The 15148-nt window shown below is 67.5% G+C and carries 9 protein-coding genes; 2 read left to right on the forward strand and 7 right to left on the reverse strand.

The genetic code is table 11. The features are described 5' to 3' along the window. Positions 1-5: 5 nt before the first annotated feature. Together G6N46_RS22555 and G6N46_RS22560 are read right to left on the reverse strand one after the other, a co-directional pair. The gene (locus tag G6N46_RS22555; RefSeq protein WP_163692960.1) at positions 6-1436 is read right to left on the reverse strand and encodes an HNH endonuclease signature motif containing protein; all 1431 of its coding nucleotides are present in this window, start codon (positions 1434-1436) and stop codon (positions 6-8) included. Positions 1437-1769: 333 nt separating this feature from the next. Next, a complete protein-coding gene (locus tag G6N46_RS22560; RefSeq protein WP_138250701.1) occupies positions 1770-4820 on the reverse strand; it encodes an MMPL family transporter in 3051 nt (1016 codons plus the stop codon). Between the two features lie 113 nt (positions 4821-4933). Here G6N46_RS22560 and G6N46_RS22565 point away from each other — a divergent pair, with 113 nt between their 5' ends. Beyond that, entirely contained in the window at positions 4934-5494 is a 561-nt protein-coding gene (locus G6N46_RS22565) for a TetR/AcrR family transcriptional regulator (RefSeq protein ID WP_073694752.1), read from the forward strand. Here the strand turns inward: G6N46_RS22565 and G6N46_RS22570 are convergent. The 5 genes from G6N46_RS22570 to G6N46_RS22590 are packed head-to-tail and all read right to left on the reverse strand — an operon-like array spanning position 5491 to position 12737. Then, entirely contained in the window at positions 5491-6480 is a 990-nt protein-coding gene (locus G6N46_RS22570) for an alpha/beta hydrolase (RefSeq protein ID WP_138250700.1), read from the reverse strand. The two genes, G6N46_RS22565 and G6N46_RS22570, sit on opposite strands and share 4 nt — an antisense overlap. Beyond that, entirely contained in the window at positions 6477-7262 is a 786-nt protein-coding gene (locus tag G6N46_RS22575) for an exodeoxyribonuclease III (protein WP_138250699.1), read from the reverse strand. Before G6N46_RS22575 ends, G6N46_RS22570 begins: the two co-directional genes overlap by 4 nt. 10 nt (positions 7263-7272) lie before the next feature. Next, complete coding sequence (locus G6N46_RS22580) at positions 7273-10614, reverse strand: ATP-binding protein (protein ID WP_138250698.1); 3342 nt, start codon at positions 10612-10614, stop codon at positions 7273-7275. Then, positions 10607-11272, reverse strand: a complete 666-nt coding sequence (locus G6N46_RS22585; protein WP_138250697.1) for a DUF4194 domain-containing protein — start codon at positions 11270-11272, stop codon at positions 10607-10609. The genes G6N46_RS22580 and G6N46_RS22585 overlap by 8 nt, the downstream gene beginning before the upstream one ends. Further along, a complete protein-coding gene (locus tag G6N46_RS22590) occupies positions 11265-12737 on the reverse strand; it encodes a DUF3375 domain-containing protein (protein ID WP_174814082.1) in 1473 nt (490 codons plus the stop codon). The genes G6N46_RS22585 and G6N46_RS22590 overlap by 8 nt, the downstream gene beginning before the upstream one ends. Before the next feature lie 654 nt (positions 12738-13391). On the opposite strand from G6N46_RS22590, the gene gjpA reads away from it, so the two are divergent. Continuing rightward, on the forward strand, positions 13392-15020 hold the full coding sequence (gene gjpA, locus G6N46_RS22595; protein WP_163692962.1) for an outer membrane porin GjpA: 1629 nt from the start codon (positions 13392-13394) through the stop codon (positions 15018-15020). The last annotated feature ends 128 nt before the right edge of the window (positions 15021-15148 follow it).

The following is a 15148-nucleotide window of genomic DNA, read 5'->3' on the forward strand; positions in this document are numbered from 1 at the left end:
CGTCCTCAGAAGGGTGCGGGCTCATCGAATTCCTCTGTGGCCATGGACATTTCGGCGATGCGTTCTTCGTTGGCTGTGCGCACTTGGTTGATGAGTTGTTGGCGTTCTTGGGCGCGGGCGTGTTTGCGTTTGGGCATGCAGTGGCCGCGGGCGGGTGTGCGTGGCGGTTGTTCGGTGATGGTGGGTGTTCCGGTGGGGGTTGCCAGTTGTGGGTACCATTGGGCGCCTTCGGGTTTGGTGATGTAGGTGTGTCCGGTGGGGGCGACCCACACGACGGTGCCGTCGGGGTATTGGTGGTCGGTCCAGCCGTGGAATGTTTTCAGTAGGTGGTGGAACCGGCACAGGCATTTGAGGTCCGACGGGTGCGTCGGGCCGGCCGGGTAGGGGACGGTGTGGTCGAGGTCGCAGGCCTGCGCGGGCCGGTCACAGCCCGGGAAGCGGCAGGTCAGGTCCCGGCAGCGGACGAACTCGGCCAGTTTGGCCGAGGGCCGGTAGCGGGGTTCGGCCGCATCCGGTGGCAGGTCCACTTGGCGGATGATCGCCCCCTCGGCGAGGCGGGCGACCTGTTCGGCCGGGATCTGCCCGTAGCCGGGCAGAAATCCCGGGGCCTGCCCGTCGAGCGCCTCTGGTGTGGCGATGACGTGGATGACCGGGCGGGGGCCGACGGTCGGGCCCAGCGGCTCGGCCGCGGCCGCGGCGGCGGCGGGGCAGTCGTCCTGTCCGCACTCGCACCGCAACCGGCCGCCGCGGGCGAGGGCGTCGATGGCCGCGGCGCGGCGTTGATCATGGCTGCGCGGATCGTTGCGGCACACACTCTTGGCGAGGTTGTCGATTGCGGCGTCGAGTACCGCGGCGGTTGCGGCGTCGACCGTTCCGCAGATGCTCGCCGCGCCGGGGCCGCAGGTGCGGATGTCGAGGTAGCGGGCTTGTGAGGGGGGTTTGGGCGGGTGCACGCCGGCTTGGTCGGACGCGGCGATGATGGCGTCGATGCGTTGTTCCATTTTCGGTTTCGACAACCGGCCCCAGGCCACGATTTTGGCGGCGAGGTCGGCGTCGACCTGCCCGGCGATGTTGTCGTCGATGATCAGGTCGGTGCGGGCGACGATCATCGCGACCAGCACCGCATCGATCAGCCCTTTCGCGTACACGGCGGCGACTTTGGGTAGCCGGGTGCGCAGCATCACCGCCCGGTCCACCTGCGCTTGGGCCCGCTTGCGGGACACCCCGAGTGCGGCGGCCACCTCGACCACCAGGCCGGCATAGCCGTCGATCGCCCAATATCGTTTTTCGATGTCGTCGTCGGGGGCCCGCAGCGCCCACAGGTCGCCGATCGCCGAGAGTCGGCGGGCGCCGGCGGCGTTCTCCTCGCGGGTGGCCAGGGTGATCGCGTCGACCGCCGCGGCCGCGGCGTGGGGATCACCATTTGATTCGCTCATGCGTTCGAATGTAGACCCGCCCACCGACACGAATCGGGAGTCGTCGGCGCGACCCATCGTTGACGGTTAGGGCCTCTAAATACAAGGGCCGCTGAAGGATTGAAGACTCTCGGGCACCCCGACGAGGATCGTCGACGGTTAGCTCAGCTAGCCATCCAACGCGCCGAGTGATGCGGGCGAGACGATGGCGCGCAGAAGGCGGCGAGCCGGGCGGCTGGCGCCTCACACCGCTTAGGCGACCTAACCGTTGAGGATCAGACGGCGCGGGCGGGGCCCGAGTCGGGGCCGGGTGGGCACGAACCACCGAGCCCACCTAACCGTCGAGGATCACCGCTACGAATGCGCGGTCGGCTTACTCGGCCACCAGATGCGGTTGCCGATCATGGCCATGGCGGCAGGAACCAGCACGGTGCGGACCAGCGTGATGTCGATGAGCAGGCCGACGCCGATGGTGAAGCCGATCTGCAGCAGGTTGATCACGCGCCCGGTCATCAGCGCGAACATGGTGAGCGCGAAGACGATTCCGGCGGTGGTGATGACGCTGCCGGTGCTGCCGAAGCTGCGCATGATGCCGCGGATCATGCCGTCAGCCGACTCGTCGCGGATGCGGGCGGCGAACAGCATGCTGTAGTCCGCTCCGACCGCGATGAGTGCCATGAAGGACACCGGGAACACTGACCAGTCCACGTCGACCCCGATGAGGTGCTGCCAGACCAGGACGCTGACTCCGGCTGCTGCGGCGAACGACAGCGTGACGACCGCGACCATGAACACCGGCGCGACGATGCTGCGCAGCAGCGCGATCAACACCAGCAGCACACCCAGGATCGCGACGATGCCGTACAGGGCGAAGTCGTGCCACACCTGGTCGCGCATGTCTGCCGACAGTGAGGCCAAGCCGGTGCTCGCGAAACGTGCTGTCTGCAAAGAGGTTCCGGTTGCGGCCTCGGTCGCCGCCGGCGCCAGCGCGCGGGAGGCATCAAGGGCCTGGGCGCTGTACGGGTTGATCTTCCAGATGACGAGCATGCGCGCCGTCTTGCCGTCTGGGGAGAACAGCAGGTCCTGTGCGGCCCGGAACGCCGGGTCGGAAAAGCCTTGCGGCGGAAGGTAGAAGCCCGATGCCGGGCCGTCGCCGGTGTGCGTGCTCAGGGTCGTCAGGTAGTCCGTCGCCTGGCCGAGACCGTCGGTGAGGCGTCCTGACATGTTGACGACCTGGTCCACGCCGCCCTTGACCTGGTCGAGCCCGACGGCGAGTCGGGTCATCCCGACGCTGAGCTGGTCCGCGCCGCGCACGAGTTCGGTCAGCTGGGTGCGGGCCTGGGCCGGCGAACCGCCGGGCAGGTTCGACACCATTTTCTGCAAGGTGGCCAACGCATTTCGGATTGCGGGCTCGGCGGCCCGCACCTTCTCGACGGTCACCTGCGGGACGGCGGAGAGTCGCTGGGCCTGCAGCAGCGCGCGGCTGACCGCGCCGTTGGAGATGGCGTCGAGGTCGGCGATGTCCGCGCGGGCCCGGCTGCAGACCGGGTTCATCAGGCAGTCGGGGCCGGGCTGCGGATCCAGTGCAGAGCCGAGCGCCGAACTCACCATCCGGCCGGCATCGGCGACCTGTGCGTTGCCGTCGATGGCCTGTAGTGCCGCGTCGAGCAATCCGGTGGAGGAGCTGAGATCGGCCAGTGCCGAACGGACGTCCACCGTGCCGTCGGTGAGCGTCGACAATCCGGCGCCGGCAGCCTGGTACCCGTCGAGCACCTGATGTGCCAGCCCGGTCACCTGCCGGATACCCGAAACCAATTGGGGAATCTGGGTCACCGCGGAGGCGGCGCCGTCGCGCAGCTGGGCCGCGCCAGAGTCCAGCCGGTGAATGTCGGGCACCGCCTTGTTGACCTGGTTCTTGGCATCGCCGAGCCGGTCGGCCACGATGCCGGCCTGATAGCCGATGGTGGTCTGCGGCAACTGCTTTCCGGCCGGCCGGGTCATCGAGCGGACATAGGCGATCTCGGGCATCCCCGAGAGCCGACCCGCGACGCGGTCGAGCGCGGCCAGGTCGTCGGTGTTCCGCATGTCATGGTCGGCCGAGACGATCAGGTATTCCGGTGCCGCCTCGTTGACGCCCCAGTGCGCATAGGTCTTCTCGTAACCGATGGCGCTCTCGGTGTCGTCGAGCTGCATGGCGTTCTCGTCGAAGTTCACCCGGAAGGTGGTGAGAACCGATGCGGCACTGAGCAACAGCACCAGTGATGCGGTCACCAGCACGCCCGACCGGCGAATCATGGTCGACCCGATCCGGCGCCATCGGCGGTCGTTGAGGGGCCGGGGTTCGGCCAGGCCGCGGCGTCCGAGGATCGACAGCAGCGCGTAGGGCAGGGACATCGAGACTGCCAGGCCGACGACGATGGCGATGGCGATCGGCGGGCCGGCCGCCTTGAACATGCCCAGCTCGGTGAATCCCATGGCGGTGGCGGCCGCCGCGATGGTCAGCATCGAGGCGATCAGGATGCCCGAAACCCGCTGTCCGGCTTGCGCTATCGCGTCGATGACGGGCACCTGGCTACGCCGGGCTTCGTGATAGCCGGCCAGGATGAAGATGGCGTAGTCGGTGGCGGCGCCGAGCAGCATCGCGGTCATCAGCGCGATGGTGAAGTTCGAGACGGTGAGGACTCCCGTCATGCCGAGCCACGACACGATCGGTCGCGCCACACCGAGAGCGACGCCGATGGTCAGCAGGGGAATCATCGCGGTCGCCAGGGACCGGTAAACGACCAGCAACACGAGCGTGATCAGCAGGACCGACACCACGGTGATGATCAGCAGGGAAAAGTCCATGGCGCTGAACAGATCTGCCAACGTCGGCGACGGTCCGGTGAGGTAGACGCCGACGCCGGGAGGTTTGGGCAGCGCCTGGAGCTGATCGCGGATCGCGATGGTGTTCTGGTGCGCCCGAGTGGATCCCACGTCGCCGGTGCCGGCGAGGACGAGGTTGATCGCCTTGCGGTCCGGGCTGAGGGCGATGTCACGCAACTGCGGATTGTCATAGGTGTCAAGGACGTAGGCGACGTTGGTCTTGTCGCGCTGCAACGTGGTGACGATGTTCCGGTACAGGGCCTCGTCGGCCGCGCTGATGCCGTTCTCGTCGACCAGCACCACGCTGCCGACGGCGGACGACCGGGGGACGCCGAAGGCGTCGGACATCTCCCGAAGGGTCTGCGCGGCCTTGATGTTGGCGGGCATGAACGGCGCGGAGTGGGCGGCGACCGTCTGCTCGAGCTGCGGGATGGCTGCGTTGAGGATGCCGGCCATCGCAACCCAGAAGCCGATGACCAACCATGCCCATTTGGCGCAGAAACGGCTGGTAGCGGCGAAAAACCTGCTGTTGTGTCCCACCCGGACCCCCTCGATTCGAGACCGGAACTACACCGTTCGGTCTACTATTGAGGGCAGACGCTAGTAGACCGATTGGTATGCAAACAATGGCGTAGGACAGGGAGTTACATCACATGAGTGCCCGGGATCGGCTCGTCGTCACAGCCATCGATCTGATTCGGCGCCAGGGCGTCGCAGCGACGGGGCTCAGCCAGTTACTCGAACGCAGTGGTGCCGCGCGCCGTTCGCTCTACCTGAATTTCCCGGGCGGCAAGGCGGAACTCGTCGCCGATGCGACCGTGACGGCCGGCAACACGCTGGCCGAGGGCATCGACCAACTGATCGGGGAACGAGGCCCGGTCGGGGCGGTCCGGGCCTTCATCGAGATGTGGATTGCGAACCTGGCCAGCGGTGACTTCGAGGTGGGCTGCCCGATCGTGGCTGCGGCACTCGGCCGCAGCGAGGCGCCGGCGGCCGCCGACGCCGCCGGTGAGGTCTTCCTGGACTGGGAGCGTCGAATCGCCGCCGGGCTCGAAACCGCGGGGTTGTCAGCCGATGACGCCGCTCGCCAGGCGACGCTGACGGTCGCCGCGGTGGAGGGTGCCATCGTCATGGCGCAGGCAACCAAGTCGGACGTGCCGCTACGCCGTGTCGAGGCGGCGCTTGTCGAGTCGGTGGAGCAGCACCTGAATTAGGCGGACTTTGCCGGGGCCGTGCCCGCCAGGCAGTCGGCGATGAAACCGGCCATGCGCGCGTAGGCCCGGCGGCTCTCGGGCAGTCCGGGGAATATGGCCGGGAACGCGTGGACCTGACTGGGCCAGGCCGCGACCTCGCACTTGCGTCCGGCCTCGTGCAGTTTGTCCTGCATCCGCTCGGCGTCGCACAACAGTGACTCCGTCTCGGAGGCGACGATCAGCGACGGCGGCATCGAATCCATCGGACCGGAAACCGGCTCCAATTCGTCGAGATTGCCGGCGGGACAGATGCGTTCGGTTATGACCGGGAAGCCGGCGGCGATCCCGAAGACGTCCGTCGCCGCGGTCGAATGCGCAGTGCGTGCGGCGTTGTCCAATTCCAGCAGAGGTGAAATGCCGACCACCCCTGCGGGACTCGGGAGCCCGTGCTTCGGCGCCTGCTGCGCGGTCGCGAACGCCAGGAATCCGCCGGCCGAGTCACCGGCGAGGATGACCTTGGCCGGATCGACGCCCAGACTCAGCAGGTGGCGGTAAGCGCTCAGGCAGTCCTGGATGGTCGTCTCCAGGTCGACCTCGGGGTACTGCCGATATTCGATGTGTACCAACGGCAATCGCGTGACGCGCGAGAGCGCCGCGACGGCGCGCAGGTGGGTGTTCAGATCGCCGAGGACGAACCCGCCGCCGTGGAAATACAGGATGACCCCGTCGGTGATGGGCGCGTCGAGGTCTGACGGCGACACCCATTCGACCGGCAGGCCGTTCCAGTTTTCGGCGACCAGTCGGAAGCCGCGCGGTGGCCGACGACGCTGCAGGCTGGCCAACTTGTTGACATTGCGTCCCACCCGCACGATCCGCTGTGACGTCGCCTCGTACTCCGCCGTGGTCAGCGCGCGAATCAGAATGCGGGCCAACAGCAATGACGCGAAGAAGTGAATGATGCGCGCGCGCAGGCTGGCCGGCTCGGCGGCGTGACTGACCGCGCTCACGGCGCCAACTCCACCAGCACCGGCGCGTGATCGCTGGGCTGCTTGCCTTTTCGCTCCTCGCGGACGATCTCGCCGTGCGTGACGCGTGCCGCGAATTCCGGCGAGCCCAGCACGAAGTCGATGCGCATGCCCTGCTTCTTGGGGAACCGCAGCTGGGTGTAATCCCAGTAGGTGTAGACGCCCGGACCCGGGGTGAACGGGCGGACCACGTCCGCGAAGCCGGCGTCGTTGATGGCGCGGAACGCCGCGCGCTCCGGCTCGGAGACGTGCGTCGAGTTCGCGAACACCGCCATGTCCCAGACGTCCTCATCGGTCGGCGCGATGTTCCAGTCGCCCATGAGAGCCAACGGCAGCGACGGGTCGTCGGCCAGCCAGCCGGTCGCGGTGTCCCGCAGCGCGGCAAGCCATTTCAGCTTGTAGGGCAAGTGGGGATCAACCAGCGTCCGGCCGTTGGGCACATACAGGCTCCACAACCGGACCCCGCCGCAGGTGGCACCGATGGCACGCGCCTCGTCGGCGTCCTGCCACTGCGGTTGGCCGTCGAAACCGATCTGCACGTCCTCGATTCCGACCCGGGACGCGATGGCCACGCCGTTCCACTGGCTGTGGCCGACGTGCGCGACTTCATAACCGAGCGCCGCGAACGGCATCGTCGGGAACTGCTCGTCCTTGCACTTGGTCTCCTGCATCGCGAGCACGTCCACGTCCGCGCGGGACAGCCAGTCCGTGACCCGGTCGACCCGGGTGCGGATGGAGTTGACGTTCCAGGTGGCGATACGCATGACGCTCCGATCAGACAGGCTCGGGGACTTTCAGTTCCCGACGTAGGGCGGTGAAGTCGGTGATGGTCTTGGTGGCGACGTTCGCGACCGGCCGGGCGTTGCGGCCAGTGGCCTCGGACTTGGACACCATCACCACGCCGTCGATGTACGGCTGAATGGTGGTGGCGTTCTGCACTGTCGCGACGATCACCAGCTGGAAGCCGAACTTGCGGAACGCCTGCAGCGCCTGCGAGGCGAACTGCGGGTCGGACTTGGAGAACGCCTCGTCGAGCATCAGCTGCGCGAAAACCGGCTTGTTGTCGCCGCTTTCGGGGTTGGCCAGGTTGAAGCTGAGCGCCCCGGCCAGGCAGAAGGCCATCAGCTTCTCCTGCTCGCCACCGGAGTTGTCGCCGGCGTTGCTGTGTGTGCGGATCAGTTCGCCGCTGGCGACGTCCCACTCGGCGCAGTCGAACGTGAACCGGTTCCGCACGTCGAGCGCATCGCGGGTCCAGGCACGGTCCTCGGGGTTGTTGCCCGCCAACCGGTTTCGCAACCGCAGGATGTCGGCGTACTGCTCGAGGATCGCCTTCTTGTCGCCCAGCCCCACCTCGGCGATGCGCCGGGAGATGGCCTTGACGATGTCGGTCAGCTCGGAGACCGCCGCCATGCTGCGCGGGTTGGCGCGCAGCGTCAGCCGGGTGCCGCGGTTGAATTCCACCGCGCCCAGACCGGTGTTGACGCGGTCGATCTGCTCGCTGATCCGCCGGGTCTCCTGCTCGGCGACGCGGTGCAGGGTGAGGATCGCGTCGGGCGCCTGCTCGGTGATCAGTCGCATCATGCGGTCGTAGGCGTCGGGCAACTCGCGCTCGTCGATGTGACGGCAGACCGCCACGTAGTCGTATATGCGCTCGTCGAAATCGTCCGAGTCGTTCGGAATCGCATCCGGGAAAGACGCGTCGAACGTCGCGACGATGCGCGACAGCTCCTCGTAGGAGCGCCGGCGGCTCTCGGTGAGCTGGTCGCGTTCGCGGCGGATGGCCGCGAACAGCGCCTCGCGGTGCGGCTCGGGGTTGAGCAGTTCCAGCGGCACCGGGACGTCAGCGGCGTAGCGGCGCAACAGATCTGTGGCCTGCTCCGACACCGTAACGGGGGAGAGCCGGTCCTGCAGATCCATCAGCTTGGTCCGGCGGGCGTCGAGATCGTCGCGTCGCGTCTGGATCGCGCCGCGCCGGGTCATCAGGGTCTGGATGTCGACCCAGCACTCCTCGGCGCGCGCCGACAGTGCCTCGATGTCGGGATGGTCGGCCAGCAGCAGCTCGTACTGCTCGCGCAGCCGATCGGCATGGCCCTCGGCGGTGTCGGTGTCGATCTGGCTCCACTGCGGGAACTGCTCGTAGACGGCCTTGCATGCCGCGGCCCGGTCGCGCCAGCGTTGCCGTTGCGCCGCAATCTCATCCGCGGCGCGGCGGGCGGTGTTGAAGGCCTCCTCGGCCTCGGTGAGTTCGGCGTGCAGCGCCTCCAGTTTGGCGCCGATGTCACCCTGGTAGATGTACTCGGACGGCTTGATCGGACGCCGGTCGTCCTTGATGGCCAGCCGGTCGGAGTCCTTGTACAACCCCGTGTCGGTGACGGCGCGGCGGAAGCGCACGAACACGTCGGGGGTGTCCACACAGATGTGGTCACCGGCCGCGGCGATCACATCGGCGGCCTCGGCGGCGCAGGGATGCTTCGGTTTGACCAGGAACAGCTTGCCCGCCAACGTGTTCGGCTCGGCCTCGCGTCCCGAGGCGCCGGCCCGCACGTGGTGCAGCGCCAGCCGTCCGCGCATGTTGGTCTCGTTGACGAACCGCAGCACCTTGGCGTAGTGCTGATCCGGCACCAGCAGCCGCAGACCCACCCCGCGCAGCACCTTCTCCACCGCGAGCCGCCAGCGGGAGTGCTCGGGCTGCAAGTCGAAAAGTTCGGCGACATAGGGCAGTTCGGCGGGGTCGATACCGACGCCCGCGCAGATGTGGTCCCGCATCGTCACAGCGGACTCGGGCAGCGCAGAGCCGACGTGCTCGACGCGCTTGAGTTCCTTGGCCGCGTTGTCGCGCAGGATCCGCGCCGACTTCTGTGCGTACTCCGCGTCGGTGGACGCATCGCGCCCCCACTCGAGCTTGCCCAGCATCTCGGTGGCCTGCCGGGTGAGCTCCTCGCGCAGGTTCCAGAATTCGTCGGCCGTATCGGGCACTTCGACGCCGAGAGCCGCGACCATCTCCTCGTAGGCCGCGCGCCGCCGGGCCACGTCGTCGGCCTGCGCTTCGGCGGCATTGACCTGGGCCTGCAGCGGGCCGACGTTCGCCGATGCGCCGTTGATCTGGGCGTTGAGCGAATCACCTTCGGCCTTGGCCAGATTCAGCTGCCGCGTCAGGTCGGCGTTCTCGTTCTCCAGCTGGTCGATGGTCGCATCGAGCGTCTCGATCTCCGCGGGGCAGTGCCGGAGCCGCACATGATCGGTGTAGGCCCGCACCATCGGCAGGTCGACCAGGTCGATGATGCCGAGGTCGGTCGACTCGGAGGCGTAGCGCACCTGGATGGCCTCGATGTCACCGAGGATCTTGCGCTTGCGCTGAGCCACCGCGAGCAGTTCCCGGGCCTCGACGAGCGGATCGATCTGCTTGAGCGCCTCGGGCAGCCGGGCCAGGCTGTCCGGTTCATCCAGCATGAACTCGCGGACGAACTGCTCAAGCCCACCAACGCTTTTCAGGGACTTGGCCTTGCCGAGCAGCTGCTGTGCGGCGTCCGACGCGCGGATACCGATCGAGGCATACAGCTGCGCCAGGTACTGCGACTCGACCTTGGTCGTGAACCGCCAGCCGTCACCCTTGAACACGCCGGCATCGAACCGGCCCGCGGCCCACCGGTTGCAGACGTCCTCGATGTCCAGGTCGCCGTCGCCGATGACGAACCGGCTCGACGAATCCGAACGCGATTCTCCGGTCAGCCATTTGAGCACCAGGCCCGTTATGGTGCGGCCGGTGTTGCTGGTGTAGGTCACCGCGACGGCGGACCAGGTGGTGCCTTCGCCGCGCAGGTACATCACCTGGCTGGTGCCGGCTTCGCTGCGCTGGCCCCAGGCGCCGCGGACGTACTTGTCGACGGTGCGTCGGCCCGCGCTCGAGCCGGCCGCGGTGTTGTCGCCGGACGCGTTGAAGTTGCGCCGGTTGAACGGCAGGAAGCCGAGCGAAATCGCATCCAGCAGTGACGATTTACCGCTGCCGGAGCCGCCCGCGACCAGTGAGCCGCCGGCGCTGAACGGGATGCTGTGATAACCGTCGAACACGCCCCAGTTGATGATCTGGAGCCGGGACAGGTGGAACTGCTCAGACATCGGCTTCAGTACCTCCGCCGGTGAGTTGTTCGAACTGCTGCTGCAGCTCGGTGATCACCGAGGCCGTCATCACCGCCGTGATGACGGGGCTCACGGTGTAGCTGTCCTCGTCGTCACGGCTACGGCGCAGGATGTCGAGACCGGTGAGGCGCGCGATGGCCCCGTCGATCCGGGCCGTGAACGTGACTGCGTCACGGTCGGTTTCGTTCAGCACGCCGCTGAACATGCCGTGCATCTCGTCGCGGGTGATGAGGAAGCTCTGGTCACCGCCGGCGCGCATCAGCTGCGCCAGGTGCAGCGCCAGAATCGAGTCATAGGTGCCCAGAGGCTCGCGGCGCAACAGCTTGATGCCCTTGGCCGACTCGTAACGGGCCTGCTCGATGAACGCGATGTCGACGCCCTCGGAGATGCGCAACTGCAGGTCGAGTTCGGACAACCGCACCGACAATTCGTTGCGGTACTCCAGGATCCAGCTGTAGATGTCGCGATCGGACTCGCTGCTGATGTAGCGGCGGGTCAGCAGGTGCTGCAATGCCCAGCAGGCCCGGTCCGGCATGGCGCTGACGTCGCCGTCGAAGCGTGGACGCCGCTGCTGGACCGCGCGGCTGGTGCTGTCGACCTCGGGCAGCGAGGCGAAATCGATGGGTGAGTCAGTCATGAAGGGCTCCCGCCACGGCAACAGGCTCGGTGAACATCAGATAGGGCACCTCGATCTCGCGGTCCCGGCCGTCGAGCGAGCGGAACCGCACCGACATGGTGTCGTCGCCCGCGTCACCCGGTCCTGCGGGTTGTTTGAGGGCCCACGACCACAACACGATGACGTGGCCCAGGTATGCCGAATCGAGCATCGAGACGGCCTCGGCCAGTGACACCGGCCGTCGCGCGACCGCGGCGTTGAGCATCTCGGACATCGCGGGTGCGTCGACCTGGGTGGTCAGGGCCGCGAAGGTGGACAGGTCGACGTCGCCCTGCGCCGCTTCGGCGGGCTTGGGCGCCGACAGGTCGCCGATCTTGAAACTCAGCGCGCCGATCGAGCTGATCGCGTGCCGGGCCAGGGGGACCTCGATGTCCAGCCGGGAATCGGTGAGGGACGACTTCAGCAGCGTCCGGGCGGCGCCGATGGCCTCGTTGAGCTGACGGGCCACGCCTCGGCTGGACTCCATGGTGCCGAACGCGGTGAACCGCTTGACCCGCTGCGCGCAGCGCTGCTGGATGCGTTCGACCTCGTCGATCTGGTGGCCGATCAACTCGAAGAACCCGGCCATCACCTTGCGCAGCGCCGGGTCCAGCTCGGGGAGCGCCGACGCCACGGTGGCGATGTCGGTCTCGAATTCGGCGCGCTGGTCGGGGTCATTGATCATCCGCAGGAACGCCCGATGCGAATCGCGGCCCGCCGAATCCCATGCCGCCTGGTAGTCGGCGTACATCTGGCGCTGCCGGTCGCGGTACTCGATGTTGGTGTCGATCGGATCGTCCAGTGCCTGCGTGGCCTGCTCGATCATGGTGCCGTAGAGGCCGATGTCGGTGATCAGCCGTTCCATCTGCAGCGCGATGGCGCGGGCTTCGTCGTACATGTCGGTGACGTCGGGCTCGGGGCGCAGGCCGGCCTCCAGCTCGTCGAGCTCGCGGTGCAGCGCGGCGATCTCGGCTTCGATGCCGGCCCGGATGCGGTCGGGGTCATTGCCGGCACGGGTGGCGATCTGGCGCATGCGGGACGCGATGCCGGCGATCGAGCCGCCGGTGGCGATGCTGTCGCCGCGGCGCATGCCGCGCACGAAGTCGAGGGCGCGACGGGCGTCCTGCGTCAGATAGCAGACGTTGCGTTCCGCGCCGGCGCGCGTCTCGGTCACCCGGTGCACCCAGCCCTGGCTGGCCCAGGACTTGATCAGGGCCAGGCCGGACTGTCCGAGCTGGTCGTCGGTCTCACCGAGCGTCGCCAGGTCGCGTTCCAGCCGGACCACCAGATCGGTCTCGGCGATCATGCCGTCACTGAGGTGCCGCTCCATCAATGTGGCGTAGACGCCGAGATTGTTGGTGGCCAGCAGCCGGACCGCGCGCGAGCCCTGAACGTCACGGTTGAGTTCGAGCAACTCGGCGGCCGACAGCGCCGCATTCTCTTGCACCCGCAACCCCTGACCAGCCTGACACTTCGGTGCGTTCCACCGCCGGTCCAAGATACTTGGCGAAGCGTCGGCCGGCATCGGCGGTCGTGCTCCGCAGCGCCCGCAGGGACGGCTGCCGGCATTGCCCGGGACGACGGGTCCCATATGTTGTCTCACCATGTGGACACCAGTCGGCGTCGCGGCCGGCTGTTGTAGGGGCGTCCGCAGCAATCGTGTTTGCGCGTCGCTGGGTCTCGTCCCTGATTTGCCCCAGGCGGGGTACGGGGCGTCCCGGCCGAGTTCACAGGCCCGACTTCGCCGGTGTGAGATGCCGATCACGATCATCACGCGATGTGGTCTCGGTCACGACACGAAAATCACGCCTGAGCATGACTAATCGGAATATATCTGGCTGGTCCGCCTAGTGTTCCGGGGTGGCGCGGCGGGCTCGCTCGGCGGCGTAAATGGGTTTGCCGACTGGCCATTTGCCCGGAAGGTTAGCGGGGCTATGAACGGCGCTTTACCGGCTAATACGCAAACCAGCTTGGTGTGACCTGTGAACCGCATGCCGTCGCTATCGATTCGTTACGACTTCGTCAAAAACTCTGGATTAACTCGGTTACTCGTCGGTAAATTACCCGCCAGTAAGCAAGCCGACCCCCGAGGAGTCACTTCATGAATGTTGCGGTTCGTCGCCATACCAAGGCGGGTATCTGCGCAGCGACCACGGCGGCCATCGTGGTCAGCCCGCTGTTGCCGTCAGTGCCCGCCGCCGCGCATCTGCCGTCGCTGCCGTCGGTCAGCACCGCCGCGGTGCAGCTGACTGCGGCGTACAACCCGCTGCAGCCGTGGCTCGACGCGTTCAACACCGCATCGGCCAACGCGGGGCGCATCGGCGAGGCCTTCTCCGAGGCGCCGGCCGTGTTGTTGCAGCAGTTCCTGGCGAACCAGATCAGCCATGTCGGGGCCATCCTGCAGAATCCCGGCAACATCGGCGCGGTGATCCAGGACGTCGGGCAGAACGTGAAGTCGGCGATCACCGCTGCCACGCTGCTGGGGACCAAGCCAGAGGACTGGACCATCGCGGGCTCGAACGACGTGTGGCACGGCCTGGTCGCGCAGATGCTCCCCAACATGCTCCCGACGGCGGGCAACCCGCAGGCGTCCGCGATCGTCACGCAGGTGGTCAACGTGTTGGCATCGCCGCTCAGCGGTGTGCTGATGGGTTTGGTGGGTCCCGGCATCAGCCCCGTGGTGGCGCTCGTCAACAGCATCACCAAGATCGCGACCTCGCTCGCCGCGGGTGACGCGATGACCGCGGCCCAAGCCGCCATCAACATCCCCGCGGCCATGGTGAACGGCTTCCTCAACGGAGCCAACCTGAACCTGGATGTGCTGGCGCCGCTGATCACCAAGACCATGCCGGCCGGCAACGAGCTGCAGAAGCTGAACATCCAGTTCGGTGGGTTGTTCACCGCCGGTGTGACGGGCATGGACATGACCGGCATCGGTGGCTCGATCCTGAACTCCCTGGGCCTCACGGCCGAAACGGTGCTCGCCCCGGGATTCCCGTTGGAGATCACCGGCCAGGGCATCGGGCCGATCGGTGCGCTCGTGAACCTCAGCCACCTGCTGGCCAAGGCCATCGGTTGGAGCGGTACCGGTAATCCGTTGGCCCCCAAGGCTGCTGCCGAACCGGCTGCCGCCACCCAGGTGTCGGTGACCAAGGCGAGCACGGACAACTCGATCACCTCGATCCCGCAGCCTGCGTTGGCCGTGACGCCGGTGAAGGCCACGGCGGCACAGGCCCCGGCCGAGAAGCCTGCCGCGCCGGCCAAGGCGGAGACGCCGGCGACCCCGGCCACTCCGGCCACGCCAGCGACCCCGGCGACCCCCGCCACCCCGGCGACCCCGGCAACTTCGGAGACGCCCGCGACCCCGGCTACGCCCGCGACCCCGGCTACGCCCGCGACCCCGGCTACGCCCGCGACCCCGGCTACGCCCGCGACCCCGGCTACGCCCGCGACCCCGGCCACCCCGGCGACGCCTGCCACTCCGGCGAAGTCCGACAACCAGAAGTCGGATGACCAGAAGTCGGACTCGACCAAGTCGGACACGAAGTCGGACACCACCAAGTCCGAGACCAAGAAGTCCGAGTCGAAGAAGCTGAGCAAGCAGAAGTCGGAGAAGTCGAAGCCTGTGAAGAAGCCGGCGCCGGCGAAATCTGCTGCTGGCCAAGGGGGTTCGGCCAACGGCGCTGACGGTGGTGCCGGCTCGCACGCTTCGGCCGCCGCGAGCAAGTAGTCAGCAGCACGTAGTCGCAGTCGGTGGGCCTCCCTGCTCGGGGGAGGCCCACTGATTCCCGTCGGGCCCTCCGTCCGATCAACCGAGCTCTTTTGTCCTGCCCAAATCAAGCCAATCAATTCGTAAGA

The sequence above is a fragment of the Mycolicibacterium phocaicum genome (genome assembly GCF_010731115.1).
Classification (GTDB): Bacteria; Actinomycetota; Actinomycetes; order Mycobacteriales; family Mycobacteriaceae; genus Mycobacterium; species Mycobacterium phocaicum.

Excerpts from the sequence above, each read along its gene's own strand:
- G6N46_RS22555 (WP_163692960.1), bottom strand. The coding sequence starts at position 1,436 with ATGAGCGAATCAAATGGTGATCCCCACGCCGCGGCCGCGGCGGTCGAC.
- G6N46_RS22565 (WP_073694752.1), top strand. The coding sequence starts at position 4,934 with ATGAGTGCCCGGGATCGGCTCGTCGTCACAGCCATCGATCTGATTCGG.
- G6N46_RS22575 (WP_138250699.1), bottom strand. The coding sequence starts at position 7,262 with ATGCGTATCGCCACCTGGAACGTCAACTCCATCCGCACCCGGGTCGAC.
- G6N46_RS22580 (WP_138250698.1), bottom strand. The coding sequence starts at position 10,614 with ATGTCTGAGCAGTTCCACCTGTCCCGGCTCCAGATCATCAACTGGGGC.
- G6N46_RS22585 (WP_138250697.1), bottom strand. The coding sequence starts at position 11,272 with ATGACTGACTCACCCATCGATTTCGCCTCGCTGCCCGAGGTCGACAGC.
- gjpA (WP_163692962.1), top strand. The coding sequence starts at position 13,392 with ATGAATGTTGCGGTTCGTCGCCATACCAAGGCGGGTATCTGCGCAGCG.